At 71.3% G+C, this 22,021-nt stretch carries 16 protein-coding genes; 5 read left to right on the plus strand and 11 right to left on the minus strand.

The annotated features are described in order from the left end of the window. Positions 1-88: 88 nt before the first annotated feature. The 10 genes from NDW01_RS34880 to NDW01_RS43260 all read right to left on the minus strand — a co-directional run bounded on the left by NDW01_RS34880 (position 89) and on the right by NDW01_RS43260 (position 13,615). The gene (locus NDW01_RS34880; protein WP_252828628.1) at positions 89-1,219 is read right to left on the minus strand and encodes a M20/M25/M40 family metallo-hydrolase; all 1,131 of its coding nucleotides are present in this window, start codon (positions 1,217-1,219) and stop codon (positions 89-91) included. Continuing rightward, entirely contained in the window at positions 1,216-4,518 is a 3,303-nt protein-coding gene (locus NDW01_RS34885; protein ID WP_252828629.1) for a serine hydrolase, read from the minus strand. Before NDW01_RS34885 ends, NDW01_RS34880 begins: the two co-directional genes overlap by 4 nt. Positions 4,519-4,583: 65 nt before the next feature. After that, positions 4,584-5,330 carry an ABC transporter ATP-binding protein gene (locus NDW01_RS34890; protein ID WP_252828630.1) on the minus strand — a complete coding sequence of 249 codons (747 nt, stop codon included), beginning with the start codon at positions 5,328-5,330 and terminating at the stop codon, positions 4,584-4,586. Beyond that, entirely contained in the window at positions 5,327-7,282 is a 1,956-nt protein-coding gene (locus NDW01_RS34895; RefSeq protein WP_252828631.1) for a dipeptide/oligopeptide/nickel ABC transporter permease/ATP-binding protein, read from the minus strand. Before NDW01_RS34895 ends, NDW01_RS34890 begins: the two co-directional genes overlap by 4 nt. Positions 7,283-7,285: 3 nt before the next feature. Continuing rightward, positions 7,286-8,293, minus strand: a complete 1,008-nt coding sequence (locus tag NDW01_RS34900; RefSeq protein WP_252828632.1) for an ABC transporter permease — start codon at positions 8,291-8,293, stop codon at positions 7,286-7,288. 18 nt (positions 8,294-8,311) lie between these two features. After that, the gene (locus tag NDW01_RS34905) at positions 8,312-9,907 is read right to left on the minus strand and encodes an ABC transporter substrate-binding protein (protein ID WP_252828633.1); all 1,596 of its coding nucleotides are present in this window, start codon (positions 9,905-9,907) and stop codon (positions 8,312-8,314) included. Between the two features lie 41 nt (positions 9,908-9,948). After that, positions 9,949-11,337 carry a serine hydrolase domain-containing protein gene (locus NDW01_RS34910; protein WP_252828634.1) on the minus strand — a complete coding sequence of 463 codons (1,389 nt, stop codon included), beginning with the start codon at positions 11,335-11,337 and terminating at the stop codon, positions 9,949-9,951. A 169-nt stretch (positions 11,338-11,506) separates the two neighbouring features. After that, the gene (locus NDW01_RS34915; protein WP_252828635.1) at positions 11,507-12,676 is read right to left on the minus strand and encodes a GDSL-type esterase/lipase family protein; all 1,170 of its coding nucleotides are present in this window, start codon (positions 12,674-12,676) and stop codon (positions 11,507-11,509) included. Between the two features lie 55 nt (positions 12,677-12,731). Further along, on the minus strand, positions 12,732-13,301 hold the full coding sequence (locus NDW01_RS34920; protein ID WP_252828636.1) for a TetR/AcrR family transcriptional regulator: 570 nt from the start codon (positions 13,299-13,301) through the stop codon (positions 12,732-12,734). Between the two features lie 185 nt (positions 13,302-13,486). Further along, positions 13,487-13,615: a hypothetical protein gene (locus NDW01_RS43260; RefSeq protein ID WP_256513857.1), complete on the minus strand. Its 129-nt coding sequence runs from the start codon at positions 13,613-13,615 to the stop codon at positions 13,487-13,489. On the opposite strand from NDW01_RS43260, the gene NDW01_RS44550 reads away from it, so the two are divergent. The 4 genes from NDW01_RS44550 (at position 13,557) to hemF (ending at position 16,997) form a co-directional block, all read left to right on the plus strand. After that, positions 13,557-13,871 (plus strand): hypothetical protein, encoded by a 315-nt coding sequence (locus NDW01_RS44550; RefSeq protein WP_406567789.1) that lies wholly within the window; start codon positions 13,557-13,559, stop codon positions 13,869-13,871. The two genes, NDW01_RS43260 and NDW01_RS44550, sit on opposite strands and share 59 nt — an antisense overlap. 848 nt (positions 13,872-14,719) lie before the next feature. Beyond that, the gene (locus NDW01_RS34930; RefSeq protein ID WP_252828638.1) at positions 14,720-15,223 is read left to right on the plus strand and encodes an NUDIX hydrolase; all 504 of its coding nucleotides are present in this window, start codon (positions 14,720-14,722) and stop codon (positions 15,221-15,223) included. Between the two features lie 151 nt (positions 15,224-15,374). After that, positions 15,375-15,752 (plus strand): nuclear transport factor 2 family protein, encoded by a 378-nt coding sequence (locus tag NDW01_RS34935; protein WP_252828639.1) that lies wholly within the window; start codon positions 15,375-15,377, stop codon positions 15,750-15,752. A gap of 333 nt (positions 15,753-16,085) precedes the next feature. Further along, complete coding sequence (hemF, locus tag NDW01_RS34940; RefSeq protein ID WP_252828640.1) at positions 16,086-16,997, plus strand: oxygen-dependent coproporphyrinogen oxidase; 912 nt, start codon at positions 16,086-16,088, stop codon at positions 16,995-16,997. 157 nt (positions 16,998-17,154) lie between these two features. On the opposite strand, the gene NDW01_RS34945 is transcribed toward hemF, so the two are convergent. Further along, the gene (locus tag NDW01_RS34945; protein WP_252828641.1) at positions 17,155-18,342 is read right to left on the minus strand and encodes an ROK family transcriptional regulator; all 1,188 of its coding nucleotides are present in this window, start codon (positions 18,340-18,342) and stop codon (positions 17,155-17,157) included. Between the two features lie 182 nt (positions 18,343-18,524). Between NDW01_RS34945 and NDW01_RS34950 the strand changes: the two genes are divergently transcribed. After that, positions 18,525-22,013, plus strand: coding sequence for an alpha-N-acetylglucosaminidase TIM-barrel domain-containing protein (locus NDW01_RS34950; protein ID WP_252828642.1), 3,489 nt, complete (start codon positions 18,525-18,527; stop codon positions 22,011-22,013). Positions 22,014-22,021: the final 8 nt, after the last annotated feature.

Consider the following 22,021-nt stretch of genomic DNA (forward strand, 5'->3'; position numbering starts at 1 on the left):
GTCGGCCCCGCCACCACGGTGCTGCGCATACCGGTTCCCTCGCTTCGCTCGGTCATGGCGTTCCTGCTCCTCAGCTCGTCGAGGGTCGTCACGGGCGTGCCGCGGTGGGCGTGGTGAACGGGTCCGGCGAGCCCGCAGGCAGCTGTTCGATCAGTGCGCGCACCAGCGCCGTCCGCGCGGGCATCTCCGCGACCAACACGTGTTCGTCGGCGGCATGCGCGCCGCCGCCGACCGCGCCGAGGCCGTCCAGGGTGGGCGTGCCGACGCCGGCGGTGAGGTTCCCGTCGGACGCGCCGCCGACCGCGGCCCGAGCGGGCTCGGGCAGTCCCCGGTCCAGGGCGATCCGGCACAGCAACGCGTAGAGCGCGGCCGAGGCCGCCGCCTCGAGCGGGGGACGGCTCGAGCCGTCGGTGAGCTCGACGCGGGCGCCGGGCACCCTGGGCCGCAGCGCGCGGAGCGCCCGGTCGACCCGTTCCTGTTCCACCGCGGTCCTGGCCCGTACGTCGACGGCGAACGTGCCCTCGGCCGGGACGGTGTTGGCGGTCGTGCCGGCACGGGCGACGGTCGGCGTGACCGTGGTACCGGCCTTCGGGTCGGCGAGCGCGCTGACGGCCAGCACCTGGTGAGCCAGCTCCAGCGTGGCGTTCACGCCCCGATCCGGCTCCAGTCCGGCGTGGGCCGCGCGTCCGGCCACGCGTATCTCGTACTGCGCGGCGCCTTTGCGCTCGGTCTTGAGGGCACCGCCGTCGGCGGACGCCTCGAACACCAGGGCGGCCGTCGCCGCCCTGGCCTCCTGCTCGATCAACGCGCGGGAGCTGGGCGAGCCGATCTCCTCGTCGCCGGTCACGAGCAGGGTGACACCGTCGAGGCCGGCGGCCGCGTGGAACGCCATGACCAGGCCGGCCTTCATGTCGAAGCAGCCGGGTCCGCGCAGGATCCCGTCCTCGACGGTGCAGGGGTGGTCGGCCAGCGTGCCGAGTGGCCACACCGTGTCGTGGTGGCCGAGGAGCAGCACGCGGGACGGTCCCGTGCCGAGCCGCCAGCGCAGGTGTGTTCGACCGTCGAGCACGATCCGCTCGGGTGCGACGCCGAGGCGTGCGGTGCCGACCCGGGCGACGACCTCGGCGGAGCGTGCGACGGCGGCCAGGTCGGTGGAGGGTGACTCGCACTCGATGAGGGCGCGTACGTCGGCGAGCAGGTCGCGAAGGGCGGCCGTCACAGGTGCACCCGCGGGGTCGCGCGTGCGCCGAAGTGCAGGTACCGCTCACCGGTCGGCAGCTCGTAGAAGGTGACCGGCGCCCAGGTCTGCGCCTCGGGCGGCCTGACGGCGAACAGGGCCGGACCGGCCGGCACCAGCGCGTGCTCTTCGACCGGGTCCGGCAGCAGCTCGGCGAGCGGACCGGTGATGGTGGTCCGGAGCAGTGGTCCCTCCGAGCCGTTCTCGACCTCCATGCGCACCCCGGACCGCTCGTAGACGCCGACGTGGGGTGCCGCGTCGGCGGTCACCGGTTCGGGCGGCGGCGCGAACGGCGGGGGCATCGTGACGCCGGCGACCTCGGCGAAGATCTCCCGGTACAGGTCCTGGTAGAGGCCGCGGGCGTCACCGCCGTTGGTGAGCAGGGCGACGGCGAGTCCCTGTTCGGGCAGCACCCGCAGGAACGCCGCCTGGCCGAGCGTGTTGCCGTCGTGGCCGATCAGGCGGTGCCCGTCCCAGCCGAACCGGATCCAGCCGAGCCCCCATGAGTCGCCGAGGGTGTGTTCGTCGGGCAGGTCGGTCTCGTGCGCGGCCATGGCTGCGGCGCCGTCCGCGCTGAGGATCCGCGTGCCGTCGGCCGCGAGACCGCCGGTCAGATGCAGCCGCGCGAAGGCCAGGACCTCGGCGGCGGTGGAGGTGATCAGCCCGGCCGGGCCGATCGAGCGGGGCAGCGTCCAGGCGGGTGCCGGGACGGGCTCGCCCTCATACTCGTCGTGGCCGACCGCGGCGGAGAAGAGCAGTGCCTCCTCGGGCAGGGTCACCGTGTGCGTCAGTCCGAGCGGGGCGCACAGCCGGTCGCGCAGCGCTCGGTCCCACGTCTGCCCGGTGACCTTCTCGATCACCCGGCCCAGGAGCGCGTACCCCGCGTTGCAGTAGGAGAAGGTGGCGCCCAGCGGGTGGTTCTGCCCGGCGTCGCCGAGGAGGTCGACGTACTTCTCCAGGCAGTCGTCGCCGCGGCCGGTGTCGGTGAACACGTCGCCGTCGATGCCGCTGGTGTGGGTGAGCAGGTGCCGCACCGTGACCGACTTCGTGACGTCGGGGTCGGCGAGCCGCAGCTCCGGCAGGACGTCGGCGACCGGGGTGTCCAGCGCGAGCGATCCCTCGTCGATCAGGGTCATGGCCACGGTCGCGGTCCAGACCTTGGTGATCGAGCCGATCTGGAACAGCGAGTCGGTGGCGACGGGTGCGCCGGTGCGGACGTGCAGGACGCCGTGGGCGGCCTCGACCAGCTCGTCGTCGAGTCCGTTCGTTCCGATGCGGAGGATGCCGAGCTGCGCGCCGGGGACGTTGTGCCGCTCGGCGAGCCGGGCCAGCCGCCGCCGCCAGTGCGCGCCGTCGACGCGGGCCCGGCCTGCCCGGCCGGTGTGCTGTTCGAGCCAGTCCAGCACCCGGTGGTTGAAGTCGAGCCGCTGCGAGGGCGGGCCGAGCAGGATGAACAGGTGGGACGCGTCCGGGTAGACCACCAGCCGGGTCGGGACGCCTCGCTCCCGCAGCGCGGTGTGCCACTGCTGAGCCTGCCCGAGCGGGCAGGTCAGGTCGGCGGCGCCGTGGAACAGCAGCGTCGGCGTACGGACGTCGGCCACGCGGGTGAGCGGTGACATGGCGGCGTACTCCGCCGGCTTCTGCCACGGGGTGCCGTCGAGTTCATGGACGCTGAGAAGGTGGCCTTCGTCGCTGGAGCCGGCCAGGCTCACCAGGTCGCTGACCGTGCCGCCGGCGACGGCCACCGCGAACCGGTCGTCGTGACCGGTCAGCCAGCAGGTCATGAACCCGCCGTAGCTGTATCCCGCCACCGCGAGCCGGTCCGGGTCCGCGAATCCCTCGGCCACGAGCCGGTCGAGCGGCTCGAGGAAGTCGGCCGCGTCGGCGATGCCCCAGCCACCGCGGACACCGTCGTAGAACGCCTCGCCGTATCCGTCGCTGCCGCGCGGGTTGACCAGCAGCACCGCCCAGCCGCGGGCGACCAGTTCCTGGTGGTAGAGGTGGATCTCGTCGGCCGCCGCGTTCCACGCGTTGTGCGGGCCGCCGTGCACGTCGAGGAGGACCGGCCGCGGGCCGGTGCGCGCGGGGTCGTGCATGAGCCATGCCTGCACCTCGGTGCCGTCGGAGACGGTGAACCACCGCTCCTCGCGGGGGTACAGGTCCACGCCGGCGAGTGCGGCGCCATGGTCGGTCAGCACGGTCTCGGCCCCGGTCGCCGGCTCCACGACCGCGATCTCGCCGAATGACGTGGGGGTGGTGAGGGCCACCGCGGCGCGGCCGCCGCCGGCCGACAGCCCCGAGACGACCCGGCCGGGCCCGGTGATGACCGGGCGCGCGTCGTCCCCGCCGGTCGTGACCGACCACAGGTGGGTGCAGCCGTGGTCACGCAGGCAGAAGAGGATCCGGCCGTCGTCCTCATGCGGCAGGCCGCCGGGATAGGCGGGACCGCCGGGCATCACGTTGCGGTCGAGGGCGTCCGACAGGTCGGTGACCTCGCCGCCGGCGGCATCGACGCGGTACAGGTGGGCGTGTCCGACCGGGTCGCCGGACCAGCCGGTCACGAGCAGCGCGGAGCCGTCGGCGACCCAGCCGACGGTGCTGGCCACCCCGTCGGCGAAGGCGAGGATTCGTGCCCGTGCGTACGGCGTGTCCACCTCCAGCAGGTGCACGGGGGTGCGGTGGCGCAGGTCGCCGTCGGCACCGGCCCCGCGGGTGAAGGCGAGAGCGATGCCGTCCGGTGACCAGGCCGGGGTGCCGGCGCTCTCCGGTCCGTCGGTGAGCTGCCGGACCTTGCGGCCGTCCAGGTCCAGAACGTGCAACTGCCGGCGCACCGGGCCGCGGAACCCCTGCCCGTCGGCCTGGTAGTCGAGGCCGTCGGAGACCATCGGCCCCCGCGCGCCGCCGGTCGGGTCGACCGGTGCGGTGAAGGCGAGCCGGCGGCCGTCCGGGCTCCAGCGCGGCGCCCCGGCCCCGAGCGGCAGGTCGGTCACCTGCTCGGGCTCCCCTCCTGCGGCATCGAGCACGGCGACCTGCCCGTCGCGGAGGAAGGCGAGCCGGCGGCCGTCCGGCGACCAGGCCGGCGCGGTGTCGTCCGGCCCGGAGGTGAGGCGACGGGGCGAGTCGCCGTCGACGCCGACCAGCCACAACTGATCGACGGTACGGTCGCCCGCCCCGTCCAGGGTCCGGAGCACGTAGGCGATCCGGCTTCCGTCCGCCGAGAGCACCGGTTGTGACGGCACCGCCAGGTCGGTGAGGTCCTCGATGCGCGGTCGTCGGCTCATGAGTCCTCCTTCGTCGGAGGAGTGACCAGGGGCGCTGTGTTCATTGATGCACTCGCTCCGCTCGTTCATGGCCTGCTCCTTCGTGTCGTTCGCCCGGGTACGGCGGCGAGCAGTTCGCGGGTGAAGTCGTGACCGGGCTCGGTGAGCACCCGTGTCGTCGGTCCCTGCTCGACGAGCCGGCCGTGCCGCATGACCGCGACGTGCGAGGCGACATAGCGGACGACCGCGAGGTCGTGGGAGATGAACAGCATCGCCAGGCCCAGCTCGCGCTGGAGCTCACGGACGAGGTTGAGCACGGCCCCCTGGACCGAGACGTCCAGGGCGGAGGTGATCTCGTCGGCGATGATCACGCGCGGGCGCGCCGCGAGCGCCCGCGCCAGTGCGACCCGCTGCCGCTGACCGCCGGACAGCCGGGACGGGACGGCACCGGCACAGACCGGGTTCAGGTGCACCAGTTCGAGCAGCCGCTCGACCTCGGCTCGCCGGTCGGCGCGTGAGCCGCCCGGCGGCATCGCCTCGGCCACACTCTGTGCGACCGTCATCCGGGGGTCGAGCGATGAATAGGGGTCCTGAAAGACCATCTGCAGCGGACGCGGCCGGCCTCGTGCCGGGACCGGCGCGCCGCCGAGGGTGATCCGGCCGCCGGCGAGCGGAGCCAGGCCGACGGCGGCCCGGGCCAGCGTGGACTTGCCGGAGCCGGACTCACCGACGAGCCCGACCACCGCGCCCTCGGGGACCGTCAGGCTGACCCCGTCGACGGCGGTCGTCCGGCCGTAGCGGACCGTGACATCCTCGAAGCGCAGCTCACTCACGGCGACTCCACCAGGTCATCGATGCTCCTGTCGTCCGGTCGGACCGGCAACGGCTCCCCCGCTTGCCAGCACGCCACCCGGTGGCGTGGCGAGTCGGCCGGGGCGGCCGGGTCGGCCGCCAGCAGCGGGTCCTCGGCCTCGCAGCGGGCGTCGGCGAGCGGGCACCGGTCGGCGTAGGCACAGCCGGGCGGCACGTCGGCCGGGTCGACCGGGCGGCCCGGGATCGTCGCGAGCGGCTCCGTCGGGTCCGTGTTCATGTCGGGCACCGCGTCGACCAGCGCCCGGGTGTAGGGGTGCCGGGCGGCGGTGGCCAGCTCGGCGGCCGGCAGGTCCTCGACGATCCGGCCGGCGTACATCACCAGGATCCGGTCGCAGACCTCACCGACCACCGTGACGTCGTGGCTGATCAGGATCAGCGCGACATCGTCCGCTTCGCGGATCGCGGCGAGCAGGTCCAGCACCTGTTGCTGCACCGTGACGTCGAGAGCGGTGGTCGGCTCGTCCGCGACGATCAGCGCCGGGGCGCCCATCAGCCCCATCCCGATCATCGCCCGCTGGCGCATCCCGCCGGAGAACTCGTGGGGGTACTGCCGGGCACGCCGGTCCGCGTCCGGAATCCGGACCGCCGTCAACCGGTCGACGGCGCGGGCCATCGCCTCCTTGCGGCTCCTGCCCTGGTGGCGCGTGGCCACTTCCGCCAGCTGGGCACCGATCCGGCGGGTGGGGTTGAAAGCGGTCATCGGGTCCTGGAAGACCATGGCCAGCGTGGTGCCCAGTGTCCGGCGCCTGACCGCGGTGTCCGGCGCCAGCAGATCGTCCCCGAGGAATTCGAGCCGGGAGGCGTCGACACGGCCGTGGTCGGCGAGCAGCCGGGTGACCGCGAGCGCGGTCATGGACTTGCCGGAGCCCGACTCCCCGACGATGCCGATCGCCTCGCCGCGGCGTACGTCGAAGGACACCCCGCGGACCGGCCGTACGGGACCCGACGGCCCGGAGACGGTGACCTCGAGGTCGCGGACGTCGAGCACCACCTCCGGCGACCGGTCCCCGGCCTCCTCGCCCTGATCCGTACGCTCCGGCCCGCTCGCCGCCCCGGCGCGGGCGGACCCCACCCCGCGCAGGCCGCCGCCGACGGGGACGCCGAGCCCCTTGGCGACCGACTCGCCGAAGAGGTTGAACGCCAGCCCGGCCAGCAGCACCGCCGCGCCCGGGGCGAGCGCCGCGGGCGCGTTCACGTAGATCATGCCGATGCCGTCGTAGAGCAGACGGCCCCAGTCATAGGAAGGCGACTGGACGCCGAGGCCGAGGAACGACAGCCCGGCGAAGGACAGGAGTGCGGTGCCGGCGCCGATGGTGGCGTTGACGACCAAGGGCTCGGCGATGTTGGGCAGCACGTGGCGGAGGAGGATCCGGAACCGGCCGATCCCAACCGCCCGGGCCGCCGCGACGTAGTCCCGCGCCGCGACCCCGGCGACGAGCGTCTGAGTGAGGCGCGCGAACGCCGGGGCGCCCGCGAGGCCGATGGCCAGGACCGCGCCGGTCGCGCCGACACCGAACACGACCGCGAAGAACAGCGCCAGCAGCAACCCCGGGAACGCGACGGCGATGTTCACTCCGGCCGACACCCACCGGCCGGTCCGGCGGCCGAGCACGAACGGCGCCGACCCCAGCAGCGACCCGGCGACCACGGCGATCACGGTGGCGAGCAGGGCGAGCAGGATCGACAGCCGGGACGCGACGAGGACCCGCAGGAGGATGTCCCGGCCCAGGTTGTCCGTTCCCGCCCAGTGCCGAGCGGAGGGCCGGGCCAGGATGGCGTCGGTGTCGACGGCGCCGGCGCCGGATCCCCACAGAACCGGTCCCAGGACGGCCAGGGCGACGACCGCCACCACGAGCACGGTCGCCGTGAGGCCCAGTGGCGTGCGGACGACCCGCCTCCAGCGTCCTTGCATCCGTCAGTCCTCCCGGATCTTCGAGCGGGGGTCGAGCAGGGCGATGGCGACGTCGACGACGAGGTTGACGATCAGCACGCCGACGCCGTACACGAGGACGATCGCCTGCACCACCGGATAGTCCTTGGTGATGATGGAACGCACGATCGTGCTGCCGAGGCCCGGCCAGGCGAAGACGTTCTCGACGAGGACGGTGCCGGCGACCAGCGCGCCCAGCAGGAGCCCGCCCACCGTCAGCGCGGCGGTGACGGCGTTGGGCAGCGCGTGGCCGACGTAGATCGCCCGGGCGGGCAGGCGCTTGGCCCGGGCGGTCCGGATGAAGTCGGCCTCGAGCACTCCGACCATCTCGACGCGGACGATGCGGGCGAGGATCGCCGCCGGCCCGATCGCCAGTGAGAACACCGGCAGCACGTACGCCGACGCGGTGGCGTCACCGGCGACGGGCAGCCACCCGAGCTGGATCGCGAAGACGTACACCAGCGCGACACCGATCAGGAAGTCCGGGATGGTCGCCACGATGATGCTGGTCGTGGTGAAGGCGAGCTCGGTGCGTCGTCCGCGGCCACGCCGGGTCAGCACGCCCGTGACGACGCCCAGCGGGATCGCCAGGACCACGGCCGTCAGGAAGGCGAGCCCGGCCAGGATGAGCGTGGCCGGCAGCCGCTGGGCGACCACGTCGGAGACCGGAAGCTGCGAGGCGAGCGACGTGCCGAGGTCTCCGGTCACCAGCCCCTTCAGATAGTGGAGGTACTGGACGAGGATCGGGCCGTCCAGGCCCAGGGCGTGCCGGCGGGCCGCGACCAGGTCCGCCGGAGCGGTCGGACCCAGCGCTCCCCGGACCGGGTCCCCCGGGATGAGGTGGATCATCGCGAAGGACGCCGTCACCAGGACCCACAGCGAGACCAGCAGCCGCCTCAGGCGCCGGACGCCGAACCGTACCGACGGAAGAGCCCAGAGTCGTGGTCGCGCGGGGTCCACGGGCGGGCTCGGGACGGTCAGAGTCGCCGGCATGTCCGCTCTCCCCCTTCCCTACTTCGCCAGCATGCGGATGCTGGTGGGAACGAGCTCGCCTGGCGTCTGGAATTCCGCGGACTTGCCGAACGTGCGCACGACATCGCCGGCGAACGGCACGACGTCCGCCTTGGCGATCAAGCCGGACTCCGCGGCGAGCCAGTCGTGGCACCCGGCCGTGCCCTGGATCGCCATCGCCGACTTCGCCGCCGCGTCGTAGTCCGGGTCGGAGATCGCGGCGAAGTTGTTGCCCTGCGGCGCCGCCGGTCCGGAGAGGAAGGGCATGAGCTGGTCCGGGGCGTTGACGTTGACCGGGGCCCAGGCGACGTCCCAGTTGCCGGTGCCGAAGATCGTGTTCGTCAGGGTCGTCTCGTTCTGGCTGTGCGCGGTGGCCTCCACGCCGATCGCCTTCCACTGCCGCACCGCCAGCTCGGCCGCCGCGTCGCCGCTGGTGCCGTTCCTGTTCTCGTAGACGAGGGTCAGCTGCAGCGGTCTGCCGTTCTTGGTGCGCCTGCCGTCGCTTCCCCTGGCCCAGCCCGCCTGGTCGAGCAGAGCGCCCGCCGCCTGCGGGTCACGGGCCGGCAGAGCGTGGGAGACGGAGTCACCGTGACAGGCGACCGGCTCGTTCACTGCCAGCGTCGTCGCCGCGGTGCCGCGGCCCGACGTGAGCACCTTCTGCAACTGGCCGAGGTCGAGCGCCTGAGTCAGCGCCTTCCGGACCCTGGGGTCGCCGGTGGCCCGGCCGGCGCGCTGGTTGTACCACTGCTCGCCGACGATGTTCGGGGTCCTGGCCGCGTACAGGCCGGCCTTCTCCAGCCGCTCCGCATCGGGCCCGACGATCTGAGCGCCGTTCAGGCCGCCCGAAAGCAGGAGGTTCGCCGCGGTCGTCGGGTTCTCGACCACCTTGATCACGACGGTCTTCGGCAGTCCCCTGGTCGCGGTCGTCGCACCGTTCGGACCCCAGGTGTAGCCGTCGCGGATCGCGTACGTGTAGTGGTCACCCGGCGCGGCCTGGGTCAGCTTGTAGGGCCCGGTGCCGGCCGTCGCCGTCCGCAGCGAGGACCGGTCGGCCATGCCGCCGGGGCAGACGATCGGCAACTCGGCCAGTCCGTTGAGGACGAACGGGGCCGGCCGGGCCAGTGTGAGCGTCACGACGCGGGTGGCGTCGTCGCCCTTCGCCGTGACGCCGGCCGGGAGGAAGGTCCCCAGGAAGGGGCTCTTGTTCTTCGGATCGGCGACGAAGTCGAGGTTCTTCGCCACGTCGGAGGCGGTGAGGCGAGTGCCGTCGGAACAGGTGATGCCGTCGGCCAGCGTCAGCGTGACCGATCTGCCGTTGCTCTGCCAGCTCTTGGCCAGCGCCGACCGGATCGCGCCGGTCGTGCCGTCGACGCTGACCAGCGAGTCGTAGGCGAACCGGGAGACCGTGAACAGAGAGGTGCCCGCACCCATCTGCGGGTCGAGGTTGCCCGGGTCCGAAGAGAGCCCGTAAGTGAAGGTGCCGCCGTCGACGACCCCGGCTTTGCCGCCGCCGTTCGCGGCGCCCCCGCAGGCGGTGAGCGCGGCCGCGGCCAGGGCGAGGCAGAGGCCGTGAATGCCCAGACTGGTCAGCTTCATGGCTGTTCCGTTTCCGTACGTTCTCGTGGCGGGGTTCGGCGTCAGGCGCCGGCGCGGCGCACCGCGCGGCCGAGGTGCAGGTACAGCGCGTGGCCGGTGCCGTCGTCGCCCAGGAACGCGTGCGGCATGTACATGCCGCGATCGGCGCGGACCGGAATCAGCATGTCGTCGCGGTAGTGGACGAGTTCGGTACGCTCGGCCCGCCCGCCCAGCTCCTCGAAGACGCCCTTGGGAGTCTGTTCGATCCAGATCCGCTGATCGTCGTCCTGGCTGACGGTGAGGTCGAAGACCGAGGCCGAGTAGGTGCCGACGTACCGCTCGGCGTCGATCCGCCGGGGCTCCGCGGGCGGGACGGGGAGGGGCGGCAGACCGACCTCGGTGAGCTCGCCCAGCACCTGGCCCACGACGTCGCGGTAGAGCGAGACGGCGTCGCCGCCGTTGGTCAGCAGCGCGACGGCCAGTCCTGCCTCGGGGACCATCCGCAGGAACGCCGCCTGCCCGATGGTGTTGCCGTCGTGCCCGATGATGGTGCCGTCCGGCGTGTCGAACCGTTCGAAACCGAGGCCCCACGACGTCCCCATGAGACCGAGCTCGGGCAGGTCGACCTCCCGATCGTGCATCCGGGCGGCGGTTCCCGCAGCCAGCACCCGGGTGCCGTCGGCCGCCCGGCCGTCCTCGAGGTGCATCCGCGCGAAGGCGACCAGGTCCCGCGGCCGCATCGCGAGCATCGAGCCGGCCGGGGCGTTCGACCGCGCCATGGCCCAGATCGGCGCCGGCACGTAACCGGCACCCGGTTCCGTCTCGATGTGCCCCACCGCGGCGCGGAACATGATCGCCTCATAGGGGCCGGTGGCGGTGTGGGTGAGCCCCAGTGGCGCGATGAGGTGTTCGCGCAGGCACGCGTCGTACGGCTGCCCGCGCAGCACCTCGACGAGCCGGCCGAGCACGCAGTAGCCGGCGTTGTTGTACGAGAAGCGCTCGCCGGGCGGGAACAGCTGCGGCACCTCGTGCAGGGTCGCGACGTACTTCTCGAGACAGTCGTCGCCCACCCCGGTGTCGGTGAAGATGTCCCCCTCGAACCCGGCCGTGTGGTCGAGCAACTGCCGGACGGTGATCCGCTCGGCCGCCTCCTCGTCGGCGACGCGGAACTCCGTCAGATAGGTGCGCACCGGTCGGTCGAGGTCGACCGCGCCCTCGTCGACCAGCTGCATGACCAGCGTGGCGGTCCAGAGCTTGGTGACCGACCCGATCTGAAACACCGAGTCCGCGGTCGCCTCCACCCCGGTCGTCCTGCTGAGCAGGCCGGCTGCTCCGTCGACCACCCGGTCGTCCTGCACAACGGCCCACCCCACGCCCGGAACATCGTGTTCCTCGAGCAACCGTGGAAGCTGCTCATCGAGCCGAGCGTGGATGTCGTCAAGGTTGCCCATGCGTTGTGATGCTAAGCACGATGCCGTACGAAGAGTTCGTCGTCCTCGACGACTTGCCGGCGCCGAATGGTGGTCTCCGACCAAGGGCGCGCGCGACGGGCACCGAACCGGCCCGGCGACGCGCCTGTCCGTTCGGACGTCGGTTCCGCGCGTGCCAGGGCCGGGCCGGTCAAGTGAACGACAGGCCCTCGGCGCCGAAGACGAGCCGCGCGAAGTTCTCGGCGATACGCCGGTGTCCCGCCGGGTCGGGATGGATCTCGTCGGGCAACGGCAGTTCGGCGTAGTCCTTCTCGCCGTAAAGGTCGCGGCCGTCCAGGTAGTGCAGGTTCGAGTCGTCGGACGCCCGCTCTTGGACGATCCGGGCGAGTTCGTCGCGGATGACGTTGAGCGTCAGGCGCCCGACGGCGCGTTCCGCCGGGTCGCCCATGGCCTTGAACCGCAAGGTCCCCTCACTGAGGTCGGGCATGAGTGGGCCGGGGGTGTCCTCCTGGACCGGGCACAGGATGGGGGACACGACCAGCAGGGGCGTGGTCGGATGCCCCTCGCGGATGGTGTCGAGGAAGCCGTGTACCGCAGGGGTGAAGGCGCGCAGGCGCATCGCGTCGGCGTTGACGATATTGATGCCGATCTTGATGCTGATCAGGTCGGCGGGGGTGTCCCGCATCGCGCGGGCGGTGAACGGGTCGAGCAGCGCACTGCCGCTGAAGCCCAGGTTGACCAGGTCCACGCCGCCCTGGGCGGCGGCCAGGGCCGGCCAGGTGGCGGTCGGGTGGTCGGCGTTCGAGCCGTGGCTGATGGAACTGCCGTGGTGCAGCCACACCCGTCGTCCGTCGTCCGTCGCCGGCTCGACCGGGGCGTCGGTGCGCAGGGCGATCACCTCGGTGATCTCCGCATGCGGAAGCCAGATCTCGATCGCCTTGTCGCGCGGGGGCAGATCAGTGAACCGGGCGGTGCCGGGACGACCTTCCCGAAGCTCGGCGGCCTGGGTCACCATGTCGACGATCGTGCGGAGGTTGCCGCCGGGCACCGTGGCCTGGGCGGCGAGACGGCCGTCGACCAGCAGGTCGTACGCGCCGTCCGCCGGGGCCGGGAAACCTCGGTAGACCCGCTTGGTGGGCAGCGTCTCCAGTTCGATCGTGGTGGCCCTGGTGCGAAAGACCAGCCGCACGCCGGACGGCTGGGCCTCGGCCACGGCCAGTTGGTCGTCCGGGATCTGCCGACGAGCACGAGCGGGCAGCCGGTGCGGCAACAGCCCGTGCGCCGTGCGCTCCACGTCGAGGGCGCCCCGCAGCATGGCGGCGGTGACGGGTGTGGTGATCAGATTCTGTTCGGTGTTCATTGCCTCACCCTGTTGATCGGGATGGGCCGGACGCGCGGCGCGCCCGGCCTGATGGTCAGTGCGCGGCGCGAGCGCGCAGCAGGGCGTCGAGGGAATCCACGATCCAGGACCAGGATTCCTGCGGGTCGACGGCGGTGTGGCTGAAGCCTCCGGCCATCTCCAGGCTGACGTAGCCGTGGAAGACGCTGCCCAGCATCCGGACCGCGTGCGTCTGGTCCGGCTCCGTCAGGTCGTAACCGCGCAGGATCGCCCGCGTCATCTGCGCGTGCCTGACGCCGGCGCTGGCGGCCGCCGTCTCGGGGTCGAGTCTGAGCCGGGCGGCGTCGTAGCGGCCCGGGTGCTCGCGGGCGTAGTCGCGGTAGGTGTCCGCGAAGGCGATCAGGGCGTCCCTGCCGGCGCGCCCGGCCACGGCGTCGGCGGCCCGGTCGGCGAGTTCCTCCAAGGCGAACAGGGCGATCCTGGTCTTGAGGTCCTGGGAGTTCTTGACGTGCGAGTACAGACTCGCGACCTTGACGCCGAAGCGCCGGGCGAGGGCCGACACGGTCACGTGGTCGAAGCCGACCTCGTCGGCCAGTTCCGCCCCTGCCCGGGTCAGGCGATCCGGGGTCAGCCCCACTCGAACCATGATCCTACTCCGAGCTACCGAAATCCTTCTGCCATCTGCCGACATCGATTATGCAACTACCTAAAGGCTTTAGGCAAACCTCCCACCTCCTGCGGATGGCATCGAACGCGAGATTCACACGCGTGCTCGCCGTAGCGAAGCGTCAGTGACACCCGTCCTAGAAGGAAGCGTCAGTGACACCCGTCCTAGAAGAAGGTGGGCAGCCGAGGCGCGTACGGGTCCTCGAGCGTCTGGATCGTCGCCGACGGCCACCGAATCTTCGTCCGCTCCGCGAACGACCGCAGCGGGGCCTGGTTCCGCGCGGCGATCGCCACAGGCCGCTTGATCCGACCAGGCCCACGCCAGCGACATGAAGCGGTTATGTTCGGTCGTCTCGCATCACGCATCGCTGATTCCGGTGCTCACACGGAACAGCGCCGGAACAAGAGCACGCACGGAGGCGGCCATGGCAATGCCGAAGAAGGGCTCACGGCTCATCACCGTCGACGGCACCACCTACCGCTGGCGAGTCGGGCACAAGCCGACCTACAGGCAGGGCGACAGCCGGGTCCCGCTCACCTTCGCCGTTGAGCGCGCCGAGGAACCGGTAAGCGTTCTTTCGGTGACACTCCCCTGCGCCCGACCAGACAACTGGCAGGGAGAGCGAACGATCGCAATCCGCCCCATTCTCGTCAGTGGCTGCATCCGACGGGCCATCGAACAAGGATGGGACTCGCGACAGGCGGGCCCGGGATTCACCCTCACCGTTCCTGAGCACGACCTCCCCGCGCTCCTGGGCGAATCACCTCAGTACCTGATCCCCTTCCTCTGGGGCATGATCCCCGAAGGCGGCGGCATCCAGGACCTCCCGCGAGCCGTTCAAATCTGGAGCCGAGACCAGACCGCACCCTGAATCCGCGCCCGGGACGCCGGGGAGAGGGTGTGACCGTGTCTGACACCGTACGGCCTTGCATGCGGCGCTGCCGTGCATCAGCGGCAAAGCCCGCGACGCGGTCTGATTCAGAACCCGCTCGGACTGCACGAGCGACGACGCCGGCTCGATCTGTGCGGTGCCTCGCGAGTGCCGGATCCTGCTGCGCGACTCTCCGATCAGCGCCGCGTCACCGAGCTGAGGCACTGCGGCCTCGCCGGCGCGCAACGGCTCATGGACGTACCGGAATGAGCGCCGCAGCGGGACGTGCGACAACGTGGCCTGCCTCTTGACCTGGTCGTGACCGCAGGCTAACGCAAAAGGAGGGCATTCCGCCGCGAACCTCGGCGGAGGTCTCAGGTGACCAGGCCGTTGGTAGGCGGTGACCAGCGCCTGCACGCGACCTCGTCGGTCACTGCGCCTTCAGCCGCTCACGGTCTGTATAGTTCCCCCACTGTCTGTATGTCTTCACCGGCAGCGGCCGTAGCGAAGACGGAACAGGATCGGAATGCCGGAACAGGTGGTGACTGCGGCGCTGGTCGTGATTCCGGGGCCGCGGGAGACGGTGACCTTCGTTCGGCAAGAACGCGGCCCGTACGCGGGCTTTTGGTTGCTGCCAGGCGGCAAGGTGGAGTTCGGTGAGCCCATCGTCGAGGCGGCACGGCGTGAGGCCGTTGAGGAATCCGGCTGCCATGTCGCGGATCTGCTGCTGACCGGAGCGTACGAGATTCTCGGGCCGAGCCACCACTTCGTGATGTGGGCCTACCGCAGCAAGCACATCCTCCAGGTGCCGGAGGACTTCCAGGGGCATCATGTGGCCGGCGTTCGGCAGGTGCCATGGACGGCCGTGGAACCGCACCCGACCGACATGCCCATCCTCAACGACGCAGGCGCTGCGGACTACGCCGGGGAATTGATCGAGGATCGCATGCGGGGCCAAGGCATCGTGATGACGAACCTGCTGAGCGGAGAGGTATTCGGAGCCACCGAGGCCTCCGCCGGACGCCCGTAACGCATCCACCGGCCACCAGGATCATCACCTCGCGTGGCCCGTACTCAACCCTCCTGGTCAGTACACCTAGTGCTGTGACCGGGATGGTCCACCGTGATCGGAAGGCGGCTCGCGGGACGCGCGTACGCGCGACGGCTGGTATTACTGGGGCATGCGGGAAGAGGCGGCACGCTCCGCGATCGACACGTTCATCTCCGCGTTCAACGCCTCGGACGACAGCCATGTGACTGCCCTGCTCTCCCAGGCCCTGACCTCAGACGTGATCTTCTGGGGGCCGTTGGGTCGCAGCGAAGGAATCGCGGCGGTCGAGCGGTTCGTGCTGGACATCCGGCGCCACCCGGCGGGGACCGGCACGATGATGCGCTGCTCAGCGGTGGACATGCCTGATGAGTGGGCCCGGTACCAGTGGGTCTTCACCACGCCGGATGGAGGCATCCGCCTGGCGGGAACGGACGTCGTCCATCTGCGGCGGAGCCTCATCGACCAGGTCATCGTCTTTGCGGGGGAGATCGAGCCGTCCGCCTCCTGAGTCGTCCCTCTGTCGCCGTCCTTCTCGTGAACTTCCTTTCGGCACTCCGGGGCTGCGGTGCGCGGTCGGTCAGGCGGACCGGCTGGGCGATCATCGGCACCCGGTTTCCGCCCGCCGAAGCAAGCAGCATCATCGCCCGCAGGTAACGCACCGAACTCGTGCTGCGCGGTCACAGCACTAACCCGCCGCGGCTCCGCGCACTGCCGACACCAGCCCGGTAAGCGCCTCGGCGTCGGCGACCGGGCGAGTTCTCACGGACGACGCACCGCCGCGACACCGGCGGGTGCCGTGGCGCGTCTGAGAAATGTCGCCTGCGAGTCCCCAGGAGGTCCGATGAGCCACGCCACGGGCATCGCCGAGATGCTGCGCACCGAACAATCCAGGCTGGTCGCCGAGTTCGAACGTTATGACCAGGACGGACGGTTCCGCGTCTGGGAGTGGAACCGGTCCCGGCTCGGTGGCGGCCGCGCATGCGTGCTGGAGCAGGGGCGCATCTTCGAACGCGCCGGGGTGAACGTCTCTCTCGTCCACGGCGACCGGGTGCCACCCACGATCGCCGAAACGGTCCCGGGCACCGACGGCCGGCCGTTCACCGCCACCGGGATTTCGATGGTGGTGCATCCGCTCAACCCCTACGCGCCGTCATTCCACGCGAACTTCCGATTCTTCAGCGTGACCGGCGGCGGCCCGGAGGAATGGTGGTTCGGCGGCGGCTGCGACCTGACGCCGGCATACGGCTTCGAGGCCGACGCCGTCCATTTCCACAGGACGCTCAAGGCGTGGTGCGAGCACCACCCGCCCGGCCGGTACGCCGAGTGGAAGGCCGCCTGCGACGACTACTTCACCATCCCCCACCGCGGAGAGATGCGCGGCATCGGCGGAGTGTTCTTCGACCACCTGACCGATCAGGGCCCGGCCGGGTTCGACCGGTGCCTCGCCCTCGTCGAGGACGGCCTCGCCACCATCCTGCCGGCCTACCTGCCGATACTCGACCGGCGCTGCCGAATGCCGTACGGGGAGCGGCAACGCGCCTGGCAGTTGCAGCGGCGGGGGCGGTATGCCGAGTTCAATCTCGTCTACGACAGAGGAACGCGGTTCGGCCTGCAGACACGCGGGAACATCGAGGCCGTTTTAATGTCGCTACCGCCCCTGGCCCGCTGGGACTTCGACACCCATCCCGAGCCCGACTCCCCCGAGAGCGAACTGGCCGCCTTCTTGCAACCCCGGGACTGGACTCGCCAGTGATCCTCCCGAACTCCAGGATCCTGACGTTAGGGCTCGGCCTTTGGCCGGTGTCGTGCCTTAAGAGAGCCCGGGAGCACTCAAGCCGTCCGGCGGTCTCGGGCCGGTTCGCCTGACCACAGCTCCCCCGCGTCGTACCCCGGGCTCGGTTCAGCGGTCGTCAGGCGGGGAGCTGGTGCCAGACATCGTCCAGGGCCATGCGCAGGGCACCGGTCAGGATCGTGTCCTCGGCCAGACCGGAGATCCCCACGTCGGGTGGGGTGAGGGTCAGATCGGCCAGGTGCCGGGTGATGGCCGCGAGCAGGACGGTTCCGGCGCGGGCCACCCCGCCGCCGATCACGACCGCGTCGGGGGCCAGGACCAGGACGGCCGGCGCGATGGCCTGGGCGAAGGTCCTGGCGACGTCGTCCACGACGCGCGCGGCCACCGCATCCCCGGCGGCGGCCGCGGCGAAGACGGCGGCGGTGTCGATCGGGCCGTCGCGCAGGACCGATTCGGGGTGCGCGCGGGCGGCCCGGCGGGCCTGTTCGGTGATGGCCTCGGCACCGATGGCGCGTTCGAGGGGGCCCCTGCCGTCGTCGGTGTCGGGGACACGACCGGGTGGCCGGATGAAGCCGATCTCACCCGCCGCTCCGGTACCCCGGTGGAGACGTCCGTCGATCACGACGCCGGCGCCGAGCCGCTCTCCCCACTGGACGGCCAGCAGGGTGCCGGGCCCGGTCCGTTCCCCCGCGACGGCCAGGGCGGCGAGGTTGGCGTCGTTCTCCACCCGCACCGGGCAGCGGAACCGGTCGCGGAGATGATCGGAGAGGTTCACCGAGGTCCATCCCGACACGCTGGGCGCCAGGAGGATCCGGCCTGAGCCGGAGTCGACGATCCCTGGGGTGGCGACGACCACCGCGGCGATCTCGTCCGCACCGAGGCCGGCCTCCTCGAGGGCGCGCGCGATGACCGCGTCGACCACGGTCAGGACGCGGCTGGCCCTGTTGTGGTCGACCGATCGGCGCACCGCGGCCAGGCGGCGGCCGGCCAGGTCGTCGATCCCCGCGCTGACCGTGTGCGGGCCGACGTCGAGGCCCAGCACGGGCGCGGCGCGGCCCCGGAGGGAGACGCGGACGGCCGGACGGCCGCCCTTCCGGGAGGCGGCGGCCGGGTGGTGGTGCTGGACCCAGCCCGCCTCGACCAGGTCCTCCACCGCCTGCCCCACGGTAGGACGGGTGAGGCCGGTCAGCTTGACCAGTTCGGCCAGCCGTACGGGGTCGGGTGCGCAGTCGCGCACCGCACGCAGCACGGAAGCGGTGTTGAGGCGGCGCAGAACGGGAGTGCCGACCGCACGCTCGTCTCCCATTGTTCCCCTCCGAAAGATCCACTGGCCCCCTGGACCGCAGAGTCCAGCATGCACATTATTAATGCGAGGTTTTGTAAAGACCTTAATAAACTTCCTTCGGTGGAGGTGCCGCCATCGTGTTGGGCCGACGACTAGGAAGACGATCGGGCGTCAGGCGCCGATCTCACGCACTCATCGCCGCCATGGCGGCGGCGCTGGCCGTGCCGTTGGCCGTGGCGCCACCGGCGACGGCACAACCCACACGCGCGACGGCCGCCGCGCGTGACAACGGACCGGCCGCCCAGGCGCTGGAGCGGATTCTCGGTAAGAGCCGGGCCGACCAGGTCACGTTGCGGACGATCGACAAGGGCACGGGCGCCGACCGTTTCCAGGTCTCCGCCGAGGGCGGGCACCTGTTGGTCGCGGGCACCTCCCCGGCCGTGCAGCTCACCGGGTTCGGCTGGTACCTGCGCAAGGTCGCGCACGCCAACGTCTCGATCGGCGGTTCGCAGCTCGACCTTCCCGCGCGGTTGCCGCTGCCGTCCGCACCGATCGCGCAGGACGCGTCGGTCGCCAACCGGTTCGCGCTCAATGACACCAATGAGGGATACGGCGGCGCGTACCTGAGCTGGCAGGAGTGGCAACATCGCATCGACGTGCTCGCACTTCTCGGCATCAACCAGGTGCTGGTCTACGAGGGGCAGGAGGCCGTCTACGAGCAGGCCTTCCAGCAGTTCGGCTACAGCGCGGCGGACATGCGAAAGTGGATCCCCGAGCCGGCCCACCAGGCGTGGTGGCTGCTGCAGAACATGTGCTGCACCGGCTCACCGATCTCCCAGCAGCTGATCGACCGTCGCGTCGCGCTCGCCCGGCGCATCGTCGACCGGCTGCGCGAACTGGGCATGACGCCGGTGCTGCCCGGCTACTACGGCACGGTCCCGACCGACTTCGCCACGCGGAACCCGGGGGCGAACACCGTCCCGCAGGGCACCTGGAACGGCCTGCAGCGTCCCGACTGGCTCGACCCGACCGGCCCGCAGTTCGGCAAGGTCGCGGCGGCGTTCTACCAGGCACAGACCGAGCTCTTCGGCACCTCCACGATGTACAAGATGGACCTGCTGCACGAGGGCGGCACCGCCGGGTCGGTACCGGTGGGCCCGGCGTCGAAGGCCGTCCAGGACGCGCTCGAGGCCGCCCACCCGGGTGCGATCTGGGTGATCCTCGGCTGGCAGAGCAACCCCCTGCCGGCGACGCTCCAGGCGGTCGACCGATCGAAGATGTTCGTCGTGGACGGCCTCAGCGAACAGCCCGGCATCACCGACCGCGACAAGGACTTCCTCGGCACTCAGTACGCCTTCGGCACGATCTGGAACTTCGGCGGCCATCAGAACTTCGGTGCCAGCCTCACCGTGTGGAACGAGAAGTTCAACGCCTGGCGCGCCAAACCGGGCAACGCCATGAACGGCATCGCACTGATGCCCGAGGCCATCGACAACAACCCGGCCGCAGTGGAGTTCTTCGCCGACATGCCGTGGGAGAACGGCCCGGTCGACATGGACGCCTGGTTCGCCGAGTACGCCACCGCCCGCTACGGTGCCGCCGACCCGCACGCCGTGGCGGCCTGGCAGATCATCGAGCGCACGGCGTACTCCTGGCCTGCGGGCAAGGACACCCGGCACGTGACCGCCCTGTTCGATGACCAGCCGAGCCTCACCGACATCGGGCAGGCGGCGCTGCAGTACGACCCTGCCGAGTTCGAGAAGGCGCTCCATGAGCTGCTTCAGGTGGATCCGCGGCTGCGCCACTCCGACGCGTACCGCTATGACCTCGTCGATGTCACTCGTCAGGTGCTCGCCAACCGCAGCAGAGCACTCCTGCCGCAGATCCTCGCCGCCTATCGCGACCGCGACAGCGCCGCCTTCGGGCGACTCACCGACCGGTGGATGGCCGAGATGAAGCTGATGGACGAGGTGCTCGGCGCCGATCCGCACTTCCTGCTCGGCACGTGGCAGCAGGAGGCGGCCCGCCAGGCCGCGAACCCGAAGGAGGCCGCGACCCTTGATTACGGCCTGAAGTCGCTGGTGACCCTGTGGCAGACCGAGAGCCCCGGGATTCAGGACTACGCGCGCCGGGACTTCAACGGTCTGGTCGGCGGCTACTACGCCGAGCGCTGGAAGATGTTCTTCGGCGAGCTGAAGGACTCGCTGAAGACCGGTGACGAGCCGCAGCCGATCGACTGGCGCGCGGTCGCCGAAAGCTGGGCGCACGCGGGCACCCGCTACGCGGCCGTGCCGCACGGCGACGCCTACCGGCTGGCCACGAAGGCGGCCGACGAGGCGTCCGGTGTGCTGACCCTGGTCTCCGACCGGAAGGGTGTCACCCCGGGCGGTACCGTCCACGTCACCGCCACCTTCACGAGCGACTCGGCGCTGAGCACCGCGCACGAGGTGGGCTTCGCGTTGACCGCGCCACACGGCTACGCCGTCCGTCCCGCGACCGGCACCACCGGCCCCGGAAACGACGTCGATCCCGGCAAGACCGTGACCGCTGCCTGGACGGTGACCGCCCCGGCCGACGCCGCGGCCGGTTCCCTGCCCGAGCTGAAGGCCACGGCCTCCTGGCGTACCGCCGCGGGCGCGTCCGGACGGGCGACCGCGCACTCCCTCCTCATGGTCGGCGGGAGTACGGTCGCGGCGCCGTACAAGACGGCTGCCTCCGCACCGGCCGAGTTCGCGCGAACGGGCGATACGACGGGCATCGCCGCCGGTGGCAAGGACATGTGGGGTGCCACCAACGAACTCGCGACCGTCTACGACGGCGGCGGGCTCACCTCGGGTCACGCGGTGTCCACGAAGGTGACCAGGCTGGACGGGGCGTCCCCGTGGTCCCGCGCCGGCCTGGTCGTCAGCAACGACCTGTCCAAAACCGGGTCCGCCGGGTACGCCGACATCGCCGTCACCCCCGAGCACGGCTGCGTCTTCTCCTATGACGCCGACGGCGACGGCGGCCTCGATCACATGACCGAGGTCGGCGGGTTCACCGCCGGCGAGGTCTACGTACGACTGCGCACGGACGGCGGCCGCGTGACCGGCTCCTGCAGCTCCGATGACAAGAACTGGACCGTGATCGGATCCGGCACGGTCGCCGGCGCGTCGGGCACGCAGGACGTCGGCATGTTCGTCAGCGCGGTCAACGCCCACACCGCACAGGAGGCGATCGCGCTCTTCGCCGGCGGCATCGCCGACGAGCCCGACACCTCCCGCGACGGGTCCGGCGACGTCCTGCAGAGCCTCCACAAGCCGGTGACGGCACTGTCGTCAGAGTCCGGCCACCCGGCCGAGGCCGCCAACGACGGCAGCCGCGCCAACTCCCCGTACTGGGGCGGGCCGATGACGTACGGCCAGACCTGGTGGCAGGTCGACCTCGGCGCGGTCGATGACGTGTCCCGCGTCAACGTCCGCAACTACGTCGACGGCACCCGTTACTACACCTACCGGCTGGAGGGCAGCGCCGACGGCACCCACTGGTTCACCCTCGGCGGCCGGAACGGGCCCGCCCCCGCCACGGACGCGGGCGACACGATGAACACCGAGGCCAAGGCCCGATACGTCCGGGTGACCGGCCTCGGCAACACCGCCAACGCCACCTTCCACCTCACCGAAGTCAGCGTCTACGGCACCCCGCCGTCCTAACCCGTTTC

The sequence above is a fragment of the Actinoallomurus soli genome (genome assembly GCF_024055715.1).
Classification (GTDB): Bacteria; Actinomycetota; Actinomycetes; order Streptosporangiales; family Streptosporangiaceae; genus Actinoallomurus; species Actinoallomurus soli.

Bases quoted from the DNA above. Each gene is read 5' to 3' on its own strand.
- NDW01_RS34945 (WP_252828641.1), bottom strand. From the start codon at position 18,342: ATGGGAGACGAGCGTGCGGTCGGCACTCCCGTTCTGCGCCGCCTCAAC.
- hemF (WP_252828640.1), top strand. From the start codon at position 16,086: ATGAGCCACGCCACGGGCATCGCCGAGATGCTGCGCACCGAACAATCC.
- NDW01_RS34935 (WP_252828639.1), top strand. From the start codon at position 15,375: ATGCGGGAAGAGGCGGCACGCTCCGCGATCGACACGTTCATCTCCGCG.
- NDW01_RS34900 (WP_252828632.1), bottom strand. From the start codon at position 8,293: ATGCCGGCGACTCTGACCGTCCCGAGCCCGCCCGTGGACCCCGCGCGA.
- NDW01_RS34895 (WP_252828631.1), bottom strand. From the start codon at position 7,282: ATGCAAGGACGCTGGAGGCGGGTCGTCCGCACGCCACTGGGCCTCACG.
- NDW01_RS34920 (WP_252828636.1), bottom strand. From the start codon at position 13,301: ATGGTTCGAGTGGGGCTGACCCCGGATCGCCTGACCCGGGCAGGGGCG.
- NDW01_RS34930 (WP_252828638.1), top strand. From the start codon at position 14,720: ATGCCGGAACAGGTGGTGACTGCGGCGCTGGTCGTGATTCCGGGGCCG.
- NDW01_RS34910 (WP_252828634.1), bottom strand. From the start codon at position 11,337: ATGGGCAACCTTGACGACATCCACGCTCGGCTCGATGAGCAGCTTCCA.
- NDW01_RS34905 (WP_252828633.1), bottom strand. From the start codon at position 9,907: ATGAAGCTGACCAGTCTGGGCATTCACGGCCTCTGCCTCGCCCTGGCC.
- NDW01_RS34915 (WP_252828635.1), bottom strand. From the start codon at position 12,676: ATGAACACCGAACAGAATCTGATCACCACACCCGTCACCGCCGCCATG.
- NDW01_RS34885 (WP_252828629.1), bottom strand. From the start codon at position 4,518: ATGAGCCGACGACCGCGCATCGAGGACCTCACCGACCTGGCGGTGCCG.
- NDW01_RS34950 (WP_252828642.1), top strand. From the start codon at position 18,525: ATGGCGGCGGCGCTGGCCGTGCCGTTGGCCGTGGCGCCACCGGCGACG.